Below are 22797 nucleotides of genomic sequence, written 5' to 3'. Positions count from 1 at the left end.
GAAGCTCCCCTTCCGCAAGCAGCTTCGCGTGCTGGCCCAGAAACCTGCGGGAGTTTCGGTCATGATTCAGTGCGCGGGTACCACTCAATGGTCCAGCGCAGCGTCTCCTCCGAGATCCCTGAGGCCTCGGCCGTCGCGGCCAGCCCGAAGTCGCATGCCTGCTACAACTGTTCGTCGAGCTTGCGGTCTGCTCGGTTCTCCAGCTTGGACAACGCCTGCTCAGGCATGCCCACGACTCCGTGCCGCCCCTGCCCTCGGTTCGCACTGCGGGAAGGACGGCAGTCCTGGGGATCGATCAGCTGCCCAGATAGGACGCCAGGTGCCTGCCGGTGAGGGTGGGCCGTGCGGCGACCAGGTCGCCGGGGGTGCCCTCGAAAACGACCCGACCACCCTCGTGGCCCGCGCCGGGGCCGAGGTCGATGAGCCAATCGGCGTGGGCCATCACCGCCTGGTGGTGTTCGACGACGATGACCGACTTACCGGAATCCACCAGCCGGTCGAGCAGCCCCAGCAGCTGCTCGACGTCGGCCAGGTGCAGCCCGGTCGTCGGCTCGTCAAGGATGTAGACCCCGCCGTCACCCGCCATGTGGGTGGCCAGCTTGAGCCGCTGCCGCTCACCGCCGGACAGCGTCGTCAACGGCTGACCGAGGGTGAGATAGCCGAGCCCGACGTCGGCCAGCCGCGCCAGAATCCGGTGGGCCGCGGGAGTGCGGGCCTCGCCGGAACCGAAGAACTCCTGAGCCTCTGCCACCGGCATCGCCAGCACCTCGCTGATGTCGCGACCGCCCAGGTGATGCTCCAGCACCGAGGCCTGGAACCGATTGCCCTCGCACTCCTCGCAGGTGGTGGCCACCCCGGCCATCATCGCCAGGTCGGTGTAGACAACCCCGGCACCGTTGCAGCCGGGGCAGGCACCTTCGGAGTTGGCGCTGAACAGCGCCGGTTTCACCCCGTTGGCCTTGGCGAACGCCTTGCGGATCGGATCGAGCAGCCCGGTGTAGGTCGCCGGGTTGCTCCGGCGTGAACCGCGGATCGCCCCCTGGTCGATCGACACCACCCCTTCCCCGGAGGGGAGCGATCCGTGCACCAGCGAGCTCTTACCGGAACCGGCCACACCGGTGACCGCGCAGAGCACCCCCAGCGGGATGTCGACGTCGACCTCGCGCAGATTGTTCGCCACCGCACCACGGATCTTCAGCGCCCCGGTGGGCGTGCGCACCGTGTCCTTGAGCCCGGCCCGATCGTCGAGATGACGGCCGGTGAGCGTGCCCGAGGTCCGCAGCCCGGCGACGGTGCCCTCGAAGCAGACGCTGCCCCCGGATGTTCCCGCCCCGGGGCCGAGGTCGACCACGTGGTCGGCGATCTCGATCGCCTCCGGCTCGTGCTCCACGACGAGCACCGTGTTGCCCTTGTCCCGCAGCCGCAGCAACAGATCGTTCATCCGCCTGATGTCGTGCGGATGCAGGCCCGTGGTGGGCTCGTCGAAGACGTAGGTGACATCGGTCAGTGAGGAACCGAGGTGGCGAATCATCTTCACCCGCTGCGCCTCACCACCCGAGAGCGTGCCCGCCGAGCGGTCGAGACCGAGATAGCCCAACCCGATCTCCACGAACGAGTCCAGCGTGTGCCGCAGGGTGGCCAGCAACGGCGCCACCGACGGCTCGTCGAGGTCACGAACCCACTCGGCCAGGTCGCTGATCTGCATCGCGCAGGCGTCGGCGATGCTGATGCCCGCGATCCGCGACGATCGGGCCGCCTCGCTCAACCGGGTGCCGTCGCACTCCGGGCAGACGGTGAAGGTCACCACCCGCTCCACGAACGCGCGAATGTGCGGCTGCATCGCTTCGACGTCCTTGGACAGCATCGACTTGCGGATCTTGGGGATCAGCCCCTCGTAGGTGAGATTGACATCGTCGATCCTGATCTTGGTCGGCTCCTTGTACAGCAGGGCGTCGAGCTCTTTCGCGGTGAAGTCGCGGACCGGTTTGTCCGGGTCGAAGAAACCGCAGCCGCGGAAGATGCGGCCGTACCAGCCGTCCATGCTGTAGCCGGGAACCGTGAGAGCCCCTTCGTTGAGCGACTTGTCGGCGTCGTAGATCTGCGACAGGTCGAAGTCGGTGACCGAACCGCGTCCCTCGCAGTGTGGACACATGCCGCCGGTGATGCTGAAGTCACGACGCTCCTTGACGGTTTTCCCGCCACGTTCGAACGTGACCGCACCCGCACCGCTGATCGAGGCCACGTTGAACGAGAACGCCTTCGGGGAACCGATGTGCGGCTGCCCGAACCTGCTGAACAGGACACGCAGCATCGCGTTGACGTCGGTGGCGGTGCCGACCGTGGAACGGGGATCGGAGCCCATACGCTCCTGGTCGACGATGATGGCCGTGGTCAGCCCGTCGAGCACGTCCACCTCGGGGCGGGCCAGCGTGGGCATGAACCCCTGCAGGAAGGCACTGTAGGTCTCGTTGATCAGCCGCTGTGACTCCGCGGCGATCGTGTCGAACACCAGCGAACTCTTACCGGAACCCGACACCCCGGTGAACACCGTCAACCGGCGCTTGGGAAGTTCGATGCCCACATCGGCGAGGTTGTTCTCCCGCGCGCCGTGCACGCGGATCAGATCGTGGCTGTCGGCAACATGCGGGTGGGTTTCCCCGGTTGTGCTCATCGTTCCTCCCTGCCGGAGTTCTCGACGGCGGGACTCACCTACCCCGCCGTGCGGTTGGTGCCTGTGCCCGTTGGTCGAGTCAGCGCGACTGCTGAATACGGATCAGATTGCCCGCCGGGTCGCGGACTGCGCAGTCACGAACCCCGTAGGGCTGCTCGGCGGGTTCCTGGACGATCTCGGAATCGCCGACTCGCAGTCGTTCGAAGGTGGTGTCGAGGTCGTCGGTGGCCAGCAGCAACATGGCGTAGGTGCCCTTCGCCATCATCTCGGTGATGATGCGGCGTTCCTCCTCGGTGACCCCCGGGTCGGCGACCGGCGGGGCCAAAACCAGGGACGTGCCGGGCTGCCCGGCGGGACCGACCGTGATCCAGCGCATCTTGCCGTTACCGACGTCGTTGCGCACCTCGAACCCGAGAACGTCCCGGTAGAACCCCAGGGAGGCTTCGGGATCCTCGTGCGGAAGGAAGCTGGAGTGAATGGTCAGGCTCATGGCGGTTCAGACTAGTTGCGCGAGGGCGCCCCGCGCTTCTCGATTCCTGACCGGTCTGCCCGCCCGCTTGACCACGCACGCAGGCACGCCCGCCGTGGCGTGCGCCGCGCTGTGCCGGTAAGTACTGGGAGGCACACCGACCAGCTCGGTGAACCGCGTGCTGAAGGTGCCCAACGAGCCGCAACCGACCGCGAAGCAGACCTCGGTGACGCTGAAGTCCCCTCGACGCAGCAACGCCATCGCACGCTCGATACGCCGTGTCATCAGATAGGAGTACGGCGACTCGCCGTAGGCACGGCGGAACGCGCGGCTGAGGTGGCCCGCCGACATGTGCGCCCCCAGCGCCAGCGCCGCCACGTCCAGCGGCCGGTCGTACTCCCGATCGATCCGGTCCCGAACACGGCGCAACCGGGTGAGTTCGTCCAAATGTCGCGATGCCGCGGGGCTGCTGGTCACCCGGTCGATGCTGCCACACCGCACGCGAATCGCCCACCACCTCCACCGGTGGGCTCGGCGGCCAATCATCTCCTTCCACCCGCGCGGCTTTCGGCGAACGAGCCGTGCGGCAAAACCCGTTGACCTCGGACGATGATAGTTTGCCCAGGCAGCGTTCGAACTGTTCGCGGAACTTCCCGGCCCGCCCAGGGGGCACCAAGTGATCAATGGTTTACATGTGTCGTGGCAGACGCTGGCGCTCGTGGCGCTGTCGACAGTGTCGATCTACATCTCACTGATCGCGTTCTCCCGGATCGCCGGGCTGCGTTCGTTCTCCCAGATGACGAACTTCGACTACGCGGCCACCGTGGCGTTCGGGTCGATCACCGCCACCACCGCGGTCAGCTCCGAGGTCTCACTGCTGCAGGGCATGTTCGCGCTGGCGGCGCTGTTCAGCACGCAGAGCCTGCTGGCGTACCTGCGTAAACTCCGCAGGGTCGAACGGGTCACCGACAACCGCCCGTTGCTGCTCATGGACGGCTCCCGGGAACTGCGCGAGAACCTGGATCAGGCGCAGATGACCCGCAACGACCTCTACGCGAAACTGCGACTGGCCGGGATCACCCGCCTGGAACAGCTCGAGGCGGTGGTGCTGGAGACCACGGGTGAGGTTTCGGTGCTGACCGTTGACCCCGAGGGGCGCCCCGTGGACAGCAGGCTGCTTTCCAGCGTCGACGGGCCGCAACTGCCGGTACGCAGTGGGCTGCCCACCCACACGGCGGACTCCCCCGAACCCACCGATCCCTCTTCCGAACCGTCCACCCAACCGGACGAAGCCCGGTAACTCTTCGGAGGTCGATGCCTTCGGTTCGCCGGGAAGAAACAGGACCGCCGGGGCGTCAGGCGGCTACTGCACAGCGGTGACACAGGGATGTGTCCGGTCCCGGCTACAGCAGTAGATCTGCAGCGTGTAATCACGTCCGATCCGAACCCCCGGATGGCTGGCCGGACCGGGATCTTCGGCGAGTTCAACGTTGTCCTCGACAGGACACCAACTGGGGGTGAAGTTCGCCCCTTCCATCATCAGCAAGGGTTCGACGTCGGAGCCGCACTGTTCGCAGCACAGCGGCACTGGATCGCGGAACGTCCACAGCGATTCCCAGCCGCCAACTTTCCAACCCGGCGATATCGACAGCTCCTCGTCGTAATCCACGCGCTGTTCCTGTTCCCAATCGCGGATACGATCCGCCAGGTCCTCCGGAATCAGGTGCGACGGCGGGAGTTCACCTATCCGCTCCGGATTGAGCACACACGGGTGGGGAACGAAGTCATCGGCCATCACCAGGGCCGGTTCGGGTGGGTGAGTCAGCAACCGCTCTACATCGGCAGCACGGCGCCAGTAAACCTGTGTACCGGCGTCGTGCTCGTGGTGGAAAGGGCACCACAGCACCTGCAGCATATCGGTGTCCGGAGGGCAGACCAGATCCGGAATCTCGGTTGCGTAGAGCTGCGCGACGGGCAGCAACGGCATCGGGCTGAGCGCGTACTCGACCACCGGAATTCCCTCCCTGGAGCGCCGTAGCGTTTCCAGGTCCGCCTCCGACAGCGGATCCGGCTCGTCGCCTGCGACGCCGCGCGCCGCACGAATCTCGCGCAGCGAGGTCAGTTCGAGAACGAAGCGATACCTGTTGTGGTGACAGTCGTGGCAGTGAGGCCACGGTTCCTCGGTGGGCCACAACAGCGGCCCACCGACCGAGCTCTGTTCCACGGTGGGGGCGCCGCGTCGAGGATGCAGCCTGGTGGTGGTCCTGGTCATCCCGGCCAGCTCCGGAAACACCTCGGCCACGTTCACAGGGCGGGGCGGGGTGGTGCGTGCCATAACGGGTGGTGCTCCTTGCCGACGGTGGGCACATCCCACCACGCCTCACCGACATCCTCGCCGCACCCGCGGCTCTCCCGCTCACCCAGGTGGAACCCGGACCGGTCGGCGGGCGCGTGCCCACCCGACCGGTCCGGGCCGTGGGCCTCAACCGTCGGTGCGCTGCTCCGAGTTTCCCGCTCCGCCTCCGAGGGCCTGCTGGTCCGCCGAACCACCGGCCCGTGGTGTGCTGCTCAGATCGGTGGGCACCTCCTTGCGGGCCACCGCCTCGGCCGCGCGTACCGCCTCGGCCACCTCGGGGTTGGAGGCCATGTCGAACCAGGACGACACTGACGGATCGTCCTTCTCCGGAGGCTCGCTGGGCACTTCCTGCTCGGGCGGTTCGTAACGGAACACGCCCTCCTCGTCGGGGCTGCCGAGCATGCGGGCGAAGCCCTCCAAAGACTTGCTGAACTCGCTGGGCACCACCCAAACCTTGTTGGCATCGCCCTGAGCCATCTCGGGCAGGGTCTGCAGATACTGGTAGGCCAGCATCTCCGGGGTGGGCTTGGCGCGTTTGACGGCGGCGAAAGTTTTCTCGATCGCCTTGGCCTCACCCTGGGCGGTGAGGTACTTGCTGGCCCGCTCACCCTGCGAACGCAGAATGTTGGACTGGCGCTCCCCCTCGGCGTTGAGGATCGCGGCCTGCTTGGATCCCTCCGCGGCCAGGATCTGCGACTGTTTCTGCCCCTCGGCCGTTTTGATGGCGGACTCGCGTTCGCCCTCGGCGTTGAGGATCATCGCGCGCTTCTCACGGTCGGCACGCATCTGTTTTTCCATCGAGTCCTGGATCGACGGCGGCGGGTCGATCGCCTTGAGCTCGACCCGAGCCACCCTGATTCCCCAGCGGCTGGTTTCGCTGTCCAGCACCCCGCGCAGCTGGCTGTTGATCTGGTCCCGCGAGGTCAGCGTCTCCTCCAGACTCATACCACCGACCACGTTGCGCAGCGTGGTGGTGGTCAACTGCTCAACCCCCTCGATGTAGTTGGAGATCTCGTACACCGCCGAACGGGACTCGGTGACCTGGAAGTACACCACGGTGTCGATGGACACGGTGAGGTTGTCCTGGGTGATCACCGACTGCGGTGGGAACGAGACCACCTGCTCCCGCAGGTCGATCTTGGCACGCACCCGGTCCAGGAACGGAAACAGCATGTTCAACCCCGGGTTGGCCACGGTGCGGAACCGCCCCAGACGTTCAATGACCGCACTGGTGGCCTGCGGCACGACCAGAACGGTCTTGGCCAGCAGCACGACCACCAACAGCACGACCACCAACAGCACAATCCACACGGCAGGATCCACATCCGCCTCCTCACGGCTCGGCCCATACCACGGCGACAGCCCCCGAGATCTCCATGACCATCACCGTGCGCCCCACATCCAGCACTTGTGTCTCGTCGAAAGAACGCGCCGACCACACGTCCCCGTCGATGCGCACCCGGCCGTCGTGGGCATCCACCGCGGATTCCACGGTGGCGCGTTTGCCGATGAGCGCATCCACGTTCGTGCGCGGTTCGATTCCCTCGCTCGTCTCCCGCAGCAGTCTGCGTTTGACCACCGGACGCGCCAGGAACACCAGTCCACCGGAGAGCGCGGCGAAGATCACCGCGTCCAGCCACAGCGGCGCACCCAGCGCCGCCGCCCCGGCGGTTCCCATCGCGGCGAGCCCGAGCATCAACAGCACCAGCTCACCCGAAGTGGCTTCGGCGGCCACCAAGAGCACCCCGGCGATCAACCACACCAACGCGGCCATAAACCCATGGTGACAGATCGACTTCGCTTCGTGACCGATCAAGTCGCGGCGCGAGGCCCGATATCGGCCAGCGAAAGGGGTGGGCGGGTCTACTCCTCGGCGAGGGTGACGAAGTCCACGAGCTGTTCCACCGCCCCCAACAGCGGGGCCCGCAGATCCCGGAAGTCACTGACCGCGTCAAGGATCCTGCGCCAGCCCTGGGACGGATCGGCCCAGCCCAGTTCGCCACACACCCCGGTTTTCCAGTCCAGGCGCCTGTCTACTTCCGGCCACTCGGTGAGACCCACCGTCTCCGGGCGCACGGCCTGCCAGATGTCGACGAAGGGGTGGCCGGTCACCAGCACATCGGCGGTGCCGACCCGCTCGGCGAGGCGGGTCTCCTTACTGCCGGGAACGAAATGATCCACCAGCAGCCCCAGCCTGCGCTCGGGGCCGGGAGCGAACTCCGACACGCGCCGCTCCAGATCGTCGATCCCGTGCAGCGGCTCGACCACCACACCGGCCACGCGGAGATCGTGTCCCCACACCCGCTCGAGCAGTTCCGCGTCGTGCAGCCCCTCCACCCAGATCCTGCTGGCCCGGGCCGTGCGCGCCGGGGCGTCGGAAACCGTCACCGACCCGGAGGCCGAACGGCTCGGCCTCCCACTCGAGGGGGAAACCACGGGCACGAGCGTGACCGGTCTTCCCTCGTGGCGGAAACCGCCGGTTCGCATCGGAAAGGCGCGCTGCCTGCCGTGGCGGTCCTCAAGAATCACGTTGTGCTTGGTGAGCTCGCCACGTTCCAGCCGCACGATGGCCCCGCAGAACTCACCAGCGGCATCCTCGACAACCGTGCCGGGCTCGGCGGGCAGCTCGGGAGGGGGCTGGCGTCGACGCCGAGCGCTACCGGTGAGCACGTCGCGGCCGTAGTCGATCGAACGCACGACGATCAGCCTACCCGGGCTCGCCCCCACCGGGACGGCGCCGGGCCGAGATGATGCCCGGTTCGCGACACGACCCGCGGGCGGCGCGGCGGGAATCCCACCCGTTGGCGGCGATCACGGTCACATCGGTATCGTCAGTGGCCATGCCATGTCCGAGCGCAACGATGGTGGTGTGGACGTCCGCGTGGCTGCACGGGACGGCCGCGTCGGATGACGTGCTCGATGCCGCGCAGGCGTGGGCCGAGGTTCATCAGGTGTGGGCCGCCGACGAGGGCACGGCGGCACGGTTGGAACTTCCCGCTCCCGGCGACAACGACGCGGGGCCGGCGCTGCTGCTGGCGGCGATACGCAAGGCCGGTGGTGAGGCGGGCAGCCTCGCGCTACCGGTGGCCGGTGATGTTCGCGGGCTCGACGGGGCCTCGGAATTCGCACGGCACGCGCTGCGGCAGGGCGAGGCCGCCGTTTTCCCGCGGGCAGGCCTGGGGGTGGTGCCGGAACGTGTCGCCGAAGGAGTGCTGCGCTGGACGGTTCACGAGGTGGGTGAGATCGCCCCGGCGGAACACACCCCCGTGGGAGAAGCCGAACACGGCATGTCCTCGGCCATGCGCGAGGCCGCCAGCACGCTGACCGAACTGGACGTGTCACGGCGCCGACCGGGCGTTCGTGGTGAGATCGCCGAAACCGTGTCGACACGTCCGCAGCCCTCGTGGCCACAGGGGGTGCCGCAACGTTGCCTACGCGTGCTGCAACGCAGCACGGAAGTGGAGGCGATCCTGCGCGTGGCCACCGAGGACGCCCCCGGCGGGGCGATGTCCGCCTCGGCGGACAGAGCACGCGGCCAGGCACTGAACCCGTTGTTCGAATCGGTGCGCACCGCTCGTCGGGCGGCGGTGGACGAGATGGTGCGGGTGCTGCGGCAGCGGGCCGAACAGCACTGATCCCACGGTAGAACGGCCCGAGGTGGTTTCCCGAGCGGCACGGGCGGAATCACCCCGGACGGGAAACCACCGGTAAACCCCGGGCGCCATTGCGGCGCGGCAGTCGTCGCGTACTCAGCAGCAGCCCTGCGGCACGCACAACTCGCCGTTGACCCCACAGCCCGCGGTGACCAACGGGGACAACTTGCGGACCCGCTGGTCCTCGACGTGCTCGGAAACCAGTTCGGCGATCATCCGGGCGTAGCGCGGATCGGTGCCTGCGGTGTCGGCACGAGCGAAACCCAACCCGAGCTCGGTGGCCTTCTCCGCGGCCTCGTTGTCCAGATCCCAAACCACCTCGAGGTGATCGGAAACGAAACCGACCGGGCTGGTGACCACGGCGGGTACTTCCCCGGCGGACAACTGCTCCAGATGGTCACAAACGTCGGGTTCCAGCCACGGCACACTCGGCGGGCCCGAACGGGACTGCCAGACAAGATCGTAGCTGGTGACCCCCACGGCCTCGGCAACCAGGCGAGCGGCCTCCTGCACCTGCCGCGAGTACCAGTGGGCACGGCCATCGGCACCGCTTCGTTCCTCCGCGCTCAACGGGACCGAATGGGCGGTGAACACCAGACGGGCCTGTGCACGAACGTCCTCCGGCAACGCGGCGTAAGCACGCGTCACCGCGTCGGCGTTGGCGGCCACGAACAACGGGTGATCGTAGAACTGCCGGAGCTTGACCAGGTCGGGAGCCCGCTGCTCCCCCACAGCCGAACGGGCACGTGCGATGTCCTCGTGGTACTGGCGACACCCCGAATAGCCACCCCATGCGGAAGTGGCGAACACCAGCGCGCGCCGCACCCCGTCGGCGGCCATCCGTTCGACGGTGTCCTCGACCATCGGGTGCCAGTTACGGTTGCCGAAGTACACCGGTAGGTTCAGACCACGCTCGGCGAGCTCACCCTCCAACGAGCTCATGATCTCGCGATTGAGACGGTTGATCGGCGACACCCCACCGAAGTGGTGGTAATGCTCGGCCACCTCGTCGAGCCGTTCCGGGGGAACGTTGCGACCACGAGTCACGTTTTCCAGGAAAGGCCGTACCTCCTCGTGTCCTTCCGGGCCACCGAAGGAAAGGTACAGCAGCGCATCAACGTTATCCGAGCTGTTCACGCGACCATGATAGGCAGAGGTGACGTCTCGGCCGCACAGGCGGGGTGCGCGGCCGAGCCCGGGGTTTCACACCCCGCGGGAAACGACACGCGGCCGCCGGCCTCAGGCCCCCAACGCGTGGAACCCACCGTCGGTCATGATCATCGACCCGGTGGTCTTGGACAGCCAGTCCGACAACACGGTGCACACCGTGCGCCCCACCGGCTCCGGATCCTCCACGTCCCAGCCCAGCGGGGCACGCTCCCCCCAGGTGTCCTCCAGCTGTTGAAAGCCGGGGATCGACTTGGCGGCCATGGTCCGCACCGGACCGGCACTGACCAGATTGACCCGAACACCGCGCGGTCCGAGCTCACGCGCCAGATACCGCGAGGTCGACTCCAACGCCGCCTTCGCCACACCCATCCAGTCGTAGGCGGGCCAGGCCACGCGGGCATCGAAGTCCATCCCCACCACGGAAGACCCCTCACCCAACAACGGCAGGCACGCCCTGGTCAGGGAGTTCAACGAGTACGCCGAGATCTGCAGCGTGTTGGACACGTCCTCCCACGGGGCCGCCATGAAATCCGCACCCAGACAGGATTCGGGAGCATAACCGATCGAATGCACCACACCGTCGAGACCGTCGACGTGCTCGGCAACCGAATCGGCCAACCCCGCCAACTGCTCCTCGTTGGTGACATCGAGCTCGATCACCGGCGCCTTGCGCGGCAACCGGCCGGCGATGCGCTCCACCAACTTGAGCCGACCGAAACCGGTCAGCACCACCTCGGCCCCCTGCTGCTGGGCCACCTTGGCGGTGTGAAACGCGATCGAGGAGTCGGTGATCACCCCGGTGATCAGAATTCGCTTACCTTCCAGCAGTCCAGTCACTTGCCGTTTCCCTCTACTGATCGTTGTTTACTCGGTTCGGAAACCACACACGGGCACAACCCCGGCTCACGCGAGGCAGCCGAAAAATCTCAGTGCCCCATACCGACCCCGCCGTCGACGGGGATGACCGCTCCGGTGACATAACCGGCACTGTCCGAGGCCAACCACCGCACGGCGCCCGCGATCTCGTCCGGCTCGGCGTAGCGCCCCAACGGCACCTGCTCCAGAATCTGCTTCCTGCGCTCCTCGGACAGCTCCTCGGTCATGTCGGTGGCCACGAACCCCGGCGTGACCACGTTGGAAGTGATCCCGCGGGAACCGAGCTCACGCGCCAACGACCGGGCGAAACCGATCAGTCCGGCCTTGCTCGCCGCGTAGTTGGCCTGCCCCGGCGCGCCGGACAGGGCGACCGTGGACGAGATGAAGATCATCCGGCCTTTCCGGTTACGCAGCATGCTGCTGGTCGCGCGCTTAGCCACCCGGTAAGCACCGGTGAGGTTGGCCTCCACGACCCGCTGGAACTGCTCCTCACCCATCCGCAACAACAGCCCGTCGTCGGTGATGCCCGCATTGGCCACCACTACCTCCACCCGGCCCTGGGCGGCCTCGACCTCGTCGAAAGCGGCCGTCACCTGCTCGGGGTCGGTCACATCGCACTGCACGCCCAACATCCCCTCGGGCGCCCCCGAGCCGCGATGGGTGATCGCCACGTTGTCACCGGCATCCTGAAAAGCCCTGGCTATGGCCAATCCGATACCCCGATTGCCGCCGGTGACCAACACGGACCGTGCCACTCCCACACTCCCTCCGAAAGAACACTGTCAACCGCCGTTCGTCGTCCGGCTGTGTTGACCGGAACCGCCGCTGAGGCTATCGGCCCGACGTGTACGCACCGACATCGGATCGGGAGCAGGCAGCACGACCAAACGGGCCTCCTCCCCCGGCGGCGACACCACCAGGGCAGCCCAGCGGCACTGCGACGAGGCCACCACCACCGGACGGGTAACATTCCCCGAGAACAGCGTCGATCGAGACCACATCGGGCGGCAGCCGCTGACCGGTACGGCGACGGTGGCCCACCGCCCTGCTCGGGAGGAGGCCAAGCGGTGAGCAGAACAACCCCCACCGCCGCGGACATCCCCGAATTCGCGTCCCCACTGCGTTCCGCACTCTCGGGGCAGGCCCGGTTCGATCCCGGCACCCGAGCCCTCTACGCCACCGACGCCTCCAACTACCGGCAGGTGCCCGCCGGTGTGGTGTTCCCGCGACACGACTCCGATGTGGCCGCCACACTGGCCACCGCACGCGAGTACGGACTGTCGATCACCGCACGAGGCGCGGGAACCAGCATCGCGGGCAATGCCATGGGCCCCGGGCTGGTGCTGGACTTCTCCCGACACATGAACCGCATCGAGCACCTCGACCCCGACCGACGACTGGCACGGGTACAGCCAGGAGTCGTACTGGACACGCTCCGACAAGCGGCACAACCACACGGCCTGACCTTCGGCCCCGACCCCTCCACACACAGCCGCTGCACAATCGGCGGCATGATCGGCAACAACTCCTGCGGCACCCACTCGGTGGCGTGGGGAAAGACAGTCGACAACGTCCACGAACTGGACGTGCTGCTGTCCGACGGCACCCGCCTCACCCTCGGAGCGACCCCACCGGACACCCTGGACACCCTGTGCGCCCGAGGCGACCGCACCGGAAGACTGTACGGCGAACTGCGCAAACTGGCCCAGGACTACGAACCGAACCTGCGCACGGACATGCCCGCACCCCGCAGACGCGTCTCCGGCTACAACCTCGACCAGCTGCTGCCCCACAACGACTTCAACCTCGCACGAGCCCTGGTCGGCTCGGAAGGAACCTGCGCCACCATCCTCTCGGCCACGGTGGAACTGGTCGAGACACCCGCCGCCCGCGCGATGGTGGTACTGGGATTCGACAACACCTACGACGCCGCCGACGAAGTCACCCACCTGCTCGACCGGGACACACTGGCCATCGAAGGAATCAGCGGGGAACTCGTCGACGTCGTCGGTGACCGCAACCCCAACTCCCCCGCCCTGGCCCTGCTACCCCCCGGGCGGAGTTGGCTACTGGTCGAAACCGGCGGAACCGATCAGGACACGGCCAGACACACCGCCGAAACGATCGCGAACTCCTTCGGAAACCACGCCACCACCGCGGTACACACCGCACCGGAACGGATGGCCGCACTGTGGAAAATCCGAGAAGAAGGCTCCGGATACGCCACCAGAATGGCCGACGGTTCGGAACGCTGGTCCGGCTGGGAGGACGCCGCGGTCCCCCCACACCACCTCGGAACTTACCTACGCGAATTCGACGCCCTGCTCGACCACTTCGGATACCACGGGGTCAGCTACGGCCACTACGGTGACGGCTGCATCCACGTACGCATCGACTTCGACCTGATGTCACGAGCCGGAGCCACCGAATACCGAAACTTCCTGGAATCGGCCGCCGAACTGACCGCAGCCCACGGCGGCTCACTGTCCGGCGAACACGGCGACGGCCGGGCCCGCTCCGCATTGCTGTCCCGGATGTACCCCCAACCGATGCTGCACGCCTTCGAACGATTCAAAACCGCGTTCGACCCCGAAGGGCTGCACAACCCGGGCATCCTGACCCAACCCCCACCTGTCGACAGTGACCTGCGGCTGCTGGTGGCACCACCACGAATCCCCAGCAGAACCACACTCGCCCTGGGCTCCGACAACGGCGACCTCGCCCCCGCCACTCGCCGATGCGTGGGAATGGGCAAATGCCTCAACCCCTCGGGCGGAGTGATGTGCCCGAGCTACCGGGCCACCCGCGACGAGAAACACTCCACCCGCGGCCGAGCCCACCTGCTGTTCGAAATGCTGGCGGGCGAAACAGTACGCGGCGGATGGCGCTCCGAAGAGGTCCACGAAGCACTGGATCTGTGCCTGTCCTGCAAGGGATGCAAAACCGACTGCCCGGTCGGGGTCGACATGGCCTCCTACAAGGCCGAGTTCCTGCACCGCTACCACCACAACCGGCCACGCCCCGCCGCGCACTACTCGATGGGTTTCCTGCCGCTGTGGCTACGCCTGACCGCACACGCACCGCGGCTGGCCAACCGAATCGCACGAGGCCGAACCGCCCCACTGCTCAAACTGCTCGGCGGAATAGCCCCCGAACGCGAACTGCCACGCATCGCACCACGAACGCTGCGGCAACAACACCGCCAGAGCCCCGAACACAACGGGAAGTCCGAAACGGTGATGCTGTTTCCGGACACCTTCACCAACTACCTCGAACCGAGCATCGGCGAGGACGCCATCGCCGGGCTGCGACGCCTGGGATACCACGTCGAACTCCCCACCGGCTCGATGTGCTGCGGCCTGACCTGGCACTCGACCGGCCAACTGGACATCGCCCGCCGGGTGCTACGACGCACCGCCCGCAACCTACGCTCGAAACTGCGAACCGGCACCCCCCTGGTGGGGCTGGAACCCAGCTGCACCGAATTCCTGCGCAACGACGCGCCTGAGCTGTGCCCCGACGACGAGGACGTGCGCACCGTAGCCGAGTCGACAACCACCTTCGCCGAACAGGTCGCCCCCTCACGGCACCAATGGCGCCGCGAGACCACCGAGACGGCAGGCGAGGCACTGCTGCAGGTGCACTGCCACCAGTACGCGGAATCCGGCTCCGACGCGGACCGAGCCGTGCTGGAAGCCACCGGGCTGCGCACCCGAGTACTGGACTCCGGCTGCTGCGGACTGGCAGGCAACTTCGGATTCGAACGCGGACACTACGACGTCTCGATGGCCTGCGCCGAGGACAGCCTCCTACCGGAAATACGCGCGGCACACCCCGACACGACAATCCTCGCCGACGGGTTCAGCTGCAGAACACAGCTTCGCCACGCCACCGAAGCCGAGCCCGTGCACCTGGCCACCCTGCTCGCCCGCACACTGGGAGTCGCCACGGACGAACACGACCGCCGATGAAAGCGCGGCAACTGGCTGCCCACAGCACCGACCGTGCAACCGGCACGGTCGGCACGAGGACCTCCGCTCACACCCGTCACGCGCCACCCCCGAACCAGGTGAACCCCGCATCAGGGCAACCGCTGCCCCACCAGTAGCGCCACACCCGCTGCCACGATCGCCACGAGCGTGCCGAGCGCGAACCACGGTTTGCTCGCGTCCGCCCGCTTGATCTCGTAACCGATCTGCTCCTGCAACGTGTCGTAGACCTGCCGCAACTGCTCGGCACTGGCCGCCTTGTAGAACTCACCACCGGAAAGATCGGCGATACGCCGCATCGCATCGTCGTCGACCTCCACCGGCTGCCGTTGCCCCTGAATACGGATACTGCCGTGCTCGGTGCCGAACGAGATGGTGGAAATGGGCACCCCGGCCTGCTTGGCCGCCTTCGCCTGCGTGTAGGCCCCCCGCGGCGCGTCCAACTCCCGCGGGATGGTCTGACCACCATCGGCCATCAGCACGATCCGAGCAGGCGGCGGCCCCTGACCACCACCGAGCATGCGTCCGAAGGACTCGATCGCCGACAGCGAAGCCTTGATCCCCTCCCCGGTGGCAGTGGCCTCCGAAAGCTGCAGACTGTCGATGGCCTGCTTCACACTGGGCCGGTCGGTGGTGGGCATGACCATCACCGTGGACGTCCCCGCGAAAGAGACCAGCCCCAGATTGATCCCCGGCGTGAGCTTGTCGGCGAACTCCTTGGCCGCCTGCTTGGCAGCACGCAACCGACTGGGACTGACGTCCTGCGCCTTCATGGAAAGCGAGACATCCATCGTCAACAGCACAGTGGCACGGTTACGCGGGATGCGCTGCTCCGCCGTGGGACCGGCCAACCCGATGGTCAGCACGATCAACGCCACACCGAGCAGCGCCATCGGCACGTGCTTGGGCCAACCCTGGCGGCTGGGGGCCACACGCTCCAACAACTCGAGATTGCTGAAGCGCATCGTGCTGCGCCTGCGCCTGCGCTGCGCCCACAGGTAACCGACAACCAGAACCGCCACCAGAATCAGCAGCAGGAACCACGCCGGGCTGGTGAATCCGCTCAGACTGGGCATCAAACCACTCCCCCGGACCAGCCGCGTTTGCGGGCGACGACGAAGCGAACTATGTCGGCGATCCAGTCCGAATCGGTGCGCAACACCAAGTGGGCCGCCCCGACCCGCCGCAGCTCCGCGGCGACCCGTTCCCGGTGAGCCGCGGCTGCCGCGGCGAACTCACGTCGTAACAATGGTGTGGTGGTCACCTCACGCTGTTTTCCGGTCTCGGGATCGCTCAACTGGACAGTGCCCACGCTCGGCAGTTCGACATCGCGCGGATCGACGATCTCGATCGCGAGCAGCGAGTGCCGTGCCGACAGCCCACGCATCGCTCGTTGCCATTCGATCCGTCCGAGAAAGTCGGAGATCACCACGGCCAGACCACGGCGACGCGGCGGTCGGCGCAACGCTTCCACGAGAGCGGCCAAATCCCCCGAGACCCCCTCCGGCGGATGCGGCACCTCCGCGGTCCGGCGCAGCAGCGCCCTGGCGTAGTCACTACCGCCCCTGGCCGGCACGCGCGTGAGTTCCGCACCGTTGGAGACCACGGCGCCGAGCCGGTTCCCTCCGCCCGCTGTCAGGTGCCCCACCGCGGCCAGTCCAGCTATCGCCAGTTCCCGCTTGGTACACCCTGCCGTCCCGAAATCCAGGCTGGCGGACAGGTCCACGGCCGCCCAGGTCTCCAGTTCACGATCGGCTACCGTCTCGCGGATGTGCGGTTCGGTGGTGCGGGCGGTCACGGCCCAATCCATCCGCCGCACGTCGTCGCCGGGCTGGTACGTCCGCGCCTCCCCGGGCTCGGTTCCCGGACCCGGCACAAGCCCCAGATGATTGCCCTGCAGCAGACCGTCGAGCCTGCCGCGCACCGTCAACTCCAGGGAGCGCAGTGCTTCCCGCATACGTCCGGCCTGCAACGCGGGTGGCGCCCATTCCGGGCGGTCACCGCTGGTCGACACGGCTAATCGACTCCTCACTGGTTGGTGATGCCGGAGGACGGCTGCTGGCCGTGCGCGGCTCCCGGCACCGCCGGAGCCCCCGTCTGCGGCGCACCGTTGTACTGTCCGGGATTCTGGGGGCGCGCCGAGACCTGTGGCAGCGGGACGGTCTGCAGCACCCGGTTGACGACGTGGTCCACGGGCACCCCGTCGGCCACCGCGTCGTAGGAGAGCACGATGCGGTGGCGAAACACGTCCGGGACCACGTCGACGACGTCCTGCGGCAACACGTAGTCGCGGCCGCGCAGCAGGGCGAGCGCACGGGCACCACCGACGACACCGAGTGTGGCGCGTGGCGAGGCACCGTAGGAGACCCAGCCCGCGATGTCGGACAGCCCGTGTTCGTTGGGTGAGCGGGTGGCCAGCACCAGGCGGACGACGTAGTCGACCAGTGCGTGGTGCACGAACACGTTGGAGGCCACCTGCTGCAACCGGGACAGCTCGCCGGGGTCGAGCACGGTCTGCGGTTCCGGCGGGGAGACCCCCATCCGGTAGACGATCTCACGCTCCTCTTCTGCGGTGGGGTATTCCACCAGCAGTTTGAACAGGAAGCGGTCGCGCTGTGCCTCGGGCAGCGGATACACACCCTCGTTCTCGATGGGGTTCTGCGTGGCAAGCACCTGAAAGGGCTGCGGCGTGGGATAGCTGTGCCCACCCAGCGAGACGTGTTGTTCGGCCATGACCTCCAGCAGGGCCGACTGGATCTTGGCCGGGGCGCGGTTGACCTCGTCCGCCAGCACGAAATTGGCCATGATGGGGCCGAGTTCGACGTCGAAACGCTCGCTGCCCTGCCGGTAGATCCTGGTTCCCAGCAGGTCGGCGGGCACGAGGTCCGGGGTGAACTGCAGGCGGGAGAAACTGCCCCCCACCACCGTGGAGAAGGTCTCCACGGCCAGTGTCTTGGCGACGCCCGGGATGCCTTCGAGCAGGATGTGTCCCCCCGCCAGCAGCCCCACCAGAATGCGCTCCACGAGTCGATCCTGGCCGACGATCACACGTTTGACCTCGAATACGGTGCGTTCGAGCAGTTGTGCGTCCCTGGCGGGAGTACTGGTGTGATCCGGCGAGTGGGCCGGCCCGGCCGCCCCTGTGCCCGCGCCATTGCCGTTACCGCCCTGACCCGGATCGGTCACTGGGAAACCTCCAACTGAGTGCTCGGCACCCCGTGGGGCGCGGATACCACCACAGGGTGATCGCTGTTGTTGCCGATATTGGCACGTGACCGTACTGATCACGCGTCGGGGCGCGTTGTTGCTGTTATTTCACCTTGTTGGGCGTGTGTGTGTTGTGAAGTTTAATTTCATTCAACACTGAAACTATAGAAATAGTAAACATATTGTGTGTCCACCACCCTCGACAAAAGCCACGGGGGCGGCCAAAGTTCTCAGTGCGCTCGACGCAGCATCCGAGCCAGATCCTCGGGAGTGTCCACGTCGATACTCTCCGCCTGCTCGGCGGGCACGGACAACGGGTGCAACGGGGACAGCACCCCGCGCATCGCGGCACCGTGCGGCTGTCCGGGCAAGGCCTGCCCCAGCGCGTCCACCCGCCACACCCCGACCAACCACTGCGGCCGACCGCCCGTGTCGACCAGTACCGCTCCCCCACTGTCCGGAGCCCGGTGCAGCGCGGCCAACAGCCGCGAGATCGTGTCACGGCTCAACCAGGGGTGGTCGGCGGCGAGCACGGCGACCAGTGAGACGCACGCGGGCAGCGCGCCCAGCCCCGCCGACAGGGCCGCCACCGGTCCTCCGCCAGGCGGATCCTCCCAGGTCCAGCGGACCGGGCGATCGGTCGTCCGCCGGGGTCCCACCACCACGATCGGCTCCGCGTCGGAAACCGCAGCAAGGGTGCGGTCCAGCAGGGAAAGCCCGGAAAACCGGATGGCGGGCTTGTCCCGACCACCCAGCCTGCTGCCGCGACCACCTGCCAGCACGATCCCGGCGAATCCACTCGTCGAGGTCATACGAGCAGCCTACGTCCCGCGCCTCGAGAACCTCGACGAATCGCCCGCGGCAGCGAGCGGGTCGGTCGGGACGATCCCGCTGCACCGAACTCCGTTCGAAGCCCCGGGGCTGGAACCGCGCCCCACCGGACGCGGGGGTGAGGCGACACTCAGCGCGCCTCGTAGGCATAGTCGTGCTCGTCCGCATCGGTGGCCCCCAGGCGGGCCGAACGACGTTGCCGCACCTCGCTCCGAATCGCCCAGACCAGGCCCGCCGCCCAGACCAGGCCGAGCGCGGTGGTGAGCAGCACGCCGGGAGTCTGGGGGACCCCCACGGTGTCGAGCAGCAGCCGCGAATTGCTGAACACGATGAGCCCACCGGCCCCCACACCCAGCACGCGGACCGGCAGGATCCGAACGAGCCACGCGGCCAGCGGAGCGGCGACCACACCGCCGATGAGCAGCCCGAGAGTCACCGGCCACTTCCAAGCCGAGCCGCCGTTGTGCAGCAGGAATCCGGTGGTCGCCCCCAGGGAGACAATCAGTTCGCTGGTGTTGACCGTGCCGACGGTACGCCTGGGCAGGATCCGCCCCGTGCTGAGCAGTGTCGAAGTGGTGACCGGCCCCCAGCCACCTCCGCCCACGGAGTCGACGAATCCACCGATCGAGCCGAGCGGAATCAACCAGCGCCGCCCCGCGGGGGTGAGACCGCTGGATCGCACCGGAGTGGACCATGCCGAGAAGCGCAGTACGACATAGCTCCCGAGTACCACCAGCAGCAGCGCCATCCAACCGCGGGCCGAGCCGGCCGCCACCGAGGACAGGACCGAGGCTCCGAGGAAGCCGCCGATCCCGCCGGGCAGGGCGAGCCAGCCGACCATGCGCCAGTCGACGTTGCGCATCCGCCAGTGCGCCGCACCGGAGACGACAGCTGTCCCGATCTTGGCCAAGTGCACCGACGCCGAAGCCATCACAGGCGCGGTGCCCACGGCCAGCAGGCCGGTTGTGGCCGTCACACCGAATCCCATTCCCAGCGAGCCGTCGACCAGCTGGGCGAGAAACCCGGCAATCGCCACGAGCAACAGAGTGGGCACCAATGCCTCCAGACCGTTTCCGCTCGCCCCCACAGCGCCGAGCGGCTTTTCCAACTAAGTTGATAAAAACGGTACACTTTCCAACGGACCGGTCAACACGCTCCCAGTGCTCGGGACGGCACCGTTCGGGACGGCACCCCGTGAGTACGTTCAGCGCGACTCCCACACCCCGGTTTCACTGGTGCGCGCCGCAACGTCCGATGGAAGCTCGCCGGAGACGAGTTGGGCTATGGTGACATTCTCCAGCACTTCGCGCAGGCTGCTGCGCACCGCGATCCAGACCCACTGCAGCACGGCTACCGACGGGTCGTACTGCACATCCTCGGCTCGTTGACCGTGTATGCTGACCAACGGGCCGTCGGTGGCGCGGATCACATCGGCTATCGAGATAGTGCCCGGGTCGCGGGCCATCACCCAACCGCCGGCCTGTCCCCGCCTGCTGGCGACGAACCCGGCACGCCGCAGGTCACTGAGCACGGCCTGCAGGAAGTTTCGTGGGATGTCCTGGGCGAGGGCGACGTCCTCGGCACTGACCGGCCCTGCCTGTGCACGGGCTATCTCCACCAGCGCGCGCAACGCGTAGTCCACCTTGGCCGAAATCCGCATGACTCGATTGTTCATCACATCCGGTGGAACAGTGCTCCAGCCCTTCGACCGACTGCTCACCGGGGAAGTTCGGGCACCACCCCACGTGAAACGGAGAGCGGCATCGTGAGCATCGACGAATTCGAAAGCGACTCGCCCAGGTTGGCGAAGTCTCCCCCGCCCCTCCTCGTGCGGGAGATTCCCGTCGAGGTCTGCCGGTGACGACGAGAGAGCGAAAGCCCGGCTCGCACGGCTTTCGGGGCCGCCCGCTGATGCGGACGACCCCGAAGCTCGTGGTGCGGGCCGGGATGGCCGTCACGGTGACCCCGAAGGGGTCAACCGAGGGTTCAGCCGGTCACCAAGCTCACGCCGTAGGCGTTGAGGGCCTCGTTGACCGGCTGGAAGTAGGTGGTGCCGCCCGAGGTGCAGTCACCCGAGCCACCGGAGGTCATGCCCTGGGCCTGGCTACCGGAGATGAAGGAACCACCGGAGTCACCGGGCTCGGCGCAGACATCGGTGCGGGTCAGGCCGTAAACGGTACCGCTGGGGTAGCTGACCGTCTGATTCTTGGCCTGAATGGTGCCACAGTGCCAGCCCGTGGTCTGGCCGGAACGGCACACCGAGGAGCCGACCGCGGCCTCCTGCGAACCGCTCACGATGCTGGCGTAGCCGTTGTACTGATCGACCCAGGGGCGCAGCGTGTCATCGGAGCCGGTCCGCACGTAGGAGTAGTCGTTGCCGGGGAAGGAGGAACCGGCGAACGTCCCGCTGGGGCTGCCGGTGCTGTCGCCGGTGTTGCCGCAGTGGCCCGCCGAGACGAATCCACCGGACACGGAGAACCCGACCGAGCAGATCGTGGAGCCGTTGATGGTGTAGCGCTGCCCACCGATCACATCGGCGTAGGTGCGCGGCTGCTCGGCGGACTCGACCACGCTCACCGAGTCGCTGTCGACACCGGTGGAAGCAACGAATTCGGCCGCGCGGTTGGCGGTACCCTTCTCAGTGGTCAAGACCACGGAATTGCTGGTCGTGTCGACGTACCAGCCGGTGACCGATTCCGGAGCCCGCTTCGCGTTCTGGTTCAGCGTGGTGTTGGCGGCACGCAGTTGTGCCTTGTTGTCGTCCACGAGCCTGGGAACGGCGTCCTCGGCCCGCACCCTGTCGAATTCGGAGCGGTCGGTGACACCCACGACCAGCTTCCCGAGGTCGGCGTCGTAGTGGAATCCGCCGAAACTGCTGCCGAGCTTGTCGGCCATACCGTCGGCGGCCTGCCGCGCCACGGCTTCGGCATCGAGCCGTTGTTCGGCCTGAGCGTGACTCAGACCGAGATCGCGCTGCATGGCCTGCATCATCGTGCTCGCGTGTCGCGGGCTCGGATCCTCGGAAACGTTGGTGCTGTCCGCTGTGGCCGGTGCGGTCATGGCGGTCAGCGTTCCCGCGGCGAGAATCGCGGACGCCGCAATTCGGCCGGGCATTTTCCGCTGCATCTGTGATCTCCCTGTACGCGAAAACGGTTTGTCTTCGGTAGCAGGAAAGTTTCCGAGGAACACGCTCCAGCGACAATACTGCGTTTGCAGCAGTGCTCGGCAATCGGAGTACACGCCACCGGAACACGTTCCGTACAAAACCCACCCGGAGGATCACCACGCCCTGGCGAAAAAACGACGCATGATCGGCGGCGGTATTGACAACACCCTCAGCCGCTTTTAGTGTCTACGATCCGCTTTTTGCGGCACAAACGTTTTGACCGGCGATTTCACCGTTGAAAACGGTGAAACGGACCTCGACAATACGTCGAAAGACCGGTTCACGTTGTGTATTCGAAAAAACGCGACGACATTCCACCACACGGAACCGAACGCGTAAAACGGGAATGAAAAAGTATGACCAAATCACCGTGGGGCTGGGCCGCACGAGTGAGCCGAGGGGCTCGCAC

At 67.1% G+C, this 22797-nt stretch carries 20 protein-coding genes; 3 read left to right on the top strand and 17 right to left on the bottom strand.

Annotated features, from left to right (window positions below; genetic code table 11):
* Positions 1-295: 295 nt before the first annotated feature.
* The 3 genes from ACOQFL_RS07830 to ACOQFL_RS07820 all read right to left on the bottom strand — a co-directional run bounded on the left by ACOQFL_RS07830 (position 296) and on the right by ACOQFL_RS07820 (position 3617).
* The gene (locus ACOQFL_RS07830; RefSeq protein WP_435543435.1) at positions 296-2671 is read right to left on the bottom strand and encodes an ATP-binding cassette domain-containing protein; all 2376 of its coding nucleotides are present in this window, start codon (positions 2669-2671) and stop codon (positions 296-298) included.
* A gap of 79 nt (positions 2672-2750) precedes the next feature.
* Positions 2751-3161, bottom strand: a complete 411-nt coding sequence (locus tag ACOQFL_RS07825) for a VOC family protein (protein ID WP_435543434.1) — start codon at positions 3159-3161, stop codon at positions 2751-2753.
* A 6-nt stretch (positions 3162-3167) separates the two neighbouring features.
* Entirely contained in the window at positions 3168-3617 is a 450-nt protein-coding gene (locus tag ACOQFL_RS07820; RefSeq protein WP_435543433.1) for a helix-turn-helix transcriptional regulator, read from the bottom strand.
* Between the two features lie 217 nt (positions 3618-3834).
* Between ACOQFL_RS07820 and ACOQFL_RS07815 the strand changes: the two genes are divergently transcribed.
* A complete protein-coding gene (locus ACOQFL_RS07815; RefSeq protein WP_435543432.1) occupies positions 3835-4440 on the top strand; it encodes a DUF421 domain-containing protein in 606 nt (201 codons plus the stop codon).
* Positions 4441-4503: 63 nt separating this feature from the next.
* Here the strand turns inward: ACOQFL_RS07815 and ACOQFL_RS07810 are convergent, their stop codons facing one another.
* From ACOQFL_RS07810 to ACOQFL_RS07795, 4 genes are all read right to left on the bottom strand, one after another.
* Positions 4504-5475: a hypothetical protein gene (locus tag ACOQFL_RS07810; RefSeq protein WP_435543431.1), complete on the bottom strand. Its 972-nt coding sequence runs from the start codon at positions 5473-5475 to the stop codon at positions 4504-4506.
* A gap of 147 nt (positions 5476-5622) precedes the next feature.
* Entirely contained in the window at positions 5623-6819 is a 1197-nt protein-coding gene (locus ACOQFL_RS07805; RefSeq protein WP_435543430.1) for an SPFH domain-containing protein, read from the bottom strand.
* A 10-nt stretch (positions 6820-6829) separates the two neighbouring features.
* On the bottom strand, positions 6830-7270 hold the full coding sequence (locus ACOQFL_RS07800) for an NfeD family protein (RefSeq protein ID WP_435543429.1): 441 nt from the start codon (positions 7268-7270) through the stop codon (positions 6830-6832).
* Between the two features lie 89 nt (positions 7271-7359).
* Positions 7360-8193: a DUF3097 domain-containing protein gene (locus tag ACOQFL_RS07795; RefSeq protein ID WP_435543428.1), complete on the bottom strand. Its 834-nt coding sequence runs from the start codon at positions 8191-8193 to the stop codon at positions 7360-7362.
* Positions 8194-8336: 143 nt separating this feature from the next.
* On the opposite strand from ACOQFL_RS07795, the gene ACOQFL_RS07790 reads away from it, so the two are divergent.
* On the top strand, positions 8337-9131 hold the full coding sequence (locus ACOQFL_RS07790) for an Rv1486c family protein (RefSeq protein ID WP_435543427.1): 795 nt from the start codon (positions 8337-8339) through the stop codon (positions 9129-9131).
* A gap of 114 nt (positions 9132-9245) precedes the next feature.
* Here the strand turns inward: ACOQFL_RS07790 and ACOQFL_RS07785 are convergent, their stop codons facing one another.
* The 3 genes from ACOQFL_RS07785 to fabG form a co-directional block, all read right to left on the bottom strand.
* Positions 9246-10286, bottom strand: coding sequence for a ferrochelatase (locus tag ACOQFL_RS07785; protein WP_435543426.1), 1041 nt, complete (start codon positions 10284-10286; stop codon positions 9246-9248).
* A gap of 102 nt (positions 10287-10388) precedes the next feature.
* The gene (gene fabI, locus ACOQFL_RS07780; RefSeq protein WP_435543425.1) at positions 10389-11156 is read right to left on the bottom strand and encodes an enoyl-ACP reductase FabI; all 768 of its coding nucleotides are present in this window, start codon (positions 11154-11156) and stop codon (positions 10389-10391) included.
* Between the two features lie 89 nt (positions 11157-11245).
* The gene (fabG, locus tag ACOQFL_RS07775; RefSeq protein WP_435543424.1) at positions 11246-11950 is read right to left on the bottom strand and encodes a 3-oxoacyl-ACP reductase FabG; all 705 of its coding nucleotides are present in this window, start codon (positions 11948-11950) and stop codon (positions 11246-11248) included.
* A 312-nt stretch (positions 11951-12262) separates the two neighbouring features.
* Between fabG and ACOQFL_RS07770 the strand changes: the two genes are divergently transcribed.
* Positions 12263-15166 carry an FAD-binding and (Fe-S)-binding domain-containing protein gene (locus tag ACOQFL_RS07770; protein WP_435543423.1) on the top strand — a complete coding sequence of 968 codons (2904 nt, stop codon included), beginning with the start codon at positions 12263-12265 and terminating at the stop codon, positions 15164-15166.
* A 110-nt stretch (positions 15167-15276) separates the two neighbouring features.
* Here ACOQFL_RS07770 and ACOQFL_RS07765 read toward each other — a convergent pair whose 3' ends face one another.
* The 7 genes from ACOQFL_RS07765 to ACOQFL_RS07735 all read right to left on the bottom strand — a co-directional run bounded on the left by ACOQFL_RS07765 (position 15277) and on the right by ACOQFL_RS07735 (position 22348).
* The gene (locus tag ACOQFL_RS07765; protein WP_435543422.1) at positions 15277-16260 is read right to left on the bottom strand and encodes a VWA domain-containing protein; all 984 of its coding nucleotides are present in this window, start codon (positions 16258-16260) and stop codon (positions 15277-15279) included.
* Positions 16260-17141, bottom strand: coding sequence for a DUF58 domain-containing protein (locus ACOQFL_RS07760; protein ID WP_435543823.1), 882 nt, complete (start codon positions 17139-17141; stop codon positions 16260-16262). Before ACOQFL_RS07760 ends, ACOQFL_RS07765 begins: the two co-directional genes overlap by 1 nt.
* 71 nt (positions 17142-17212) lie before the next feature.
* The gene (locus ACOQFL_RS07755; RefSeq protein ID WP_435543421.1) at positions 17213-18370 is read right to left on the bottom strand and encodes an AAA family ATPase; all 1158 of its coding nucleotides are present in this window, start codon (positions 18368-18370) and stop codon (positions 17213-17215) included.
* 251 nt (positions 18371-18621) lie between these two features.
* Positions 18622-19203, bottom strand: coding sequence for a molybdenum cofactor guanylyltransferase (mobA, locus tag ACOQFL_RS07750; protein ID WP_435543420.1), 582 nt, complete (start codon positions 19201-19203; stop codon positions 18622-18624).
* Between the two features lie 149 nt (positions 19204-19352).
* Positions 19353-20276: a sulfite exporter TauE/SafE family protein gene (locus ACOQFL_RS07745; RefSeq protein ID WP_435543419.1), complete on the bottom strand. Its 924-nt coding sequence runs from the start codon at positions 20274-20276 to the stop codon at positions 19353-19355.
* A 150-nt stretch (positions 20277-20426) separates the two neighbouring features.
* Positions 20427-20882 carry an RrF2 family transcriptional regulator gene (locus tag ACOQFL_RS07740; protein ID WP_435543418.1) on the bottom strand — a complete coding sequence of 152 codons (456 nt, stop codon included), beginning with the start codon at positions 20880-20882 and terminating at the stop codon, positions 20427-20429.
* A 326-nt stretch (positions 20883-21208) separates the two neighbouring features.
* Complete coding sequence (locus ACOQFL_RS07735; RefSeq protein ID WP_435543417.1) at positions 21209-22348, bottom strand: S1 family peptidase; 1140 nt, start codon at positions 22346-22348, stop codon at positions 21209-21211.
* Positions 22349-22797: the final 449 nt, after the last annotated feature.

The organism is Actinopolyspora sabaoui (assembly GCF_051225635.1).
Taxonomy (GTDB): domain Bacteria; phylum Actinomycetota; class Actinomycetes; order Mycobacteriales; family Pseudonocardiaceae; genus Actinopolyspora.
This window is presented reverse-complemented; position numbering and strand designations above follow the sequence as displayed.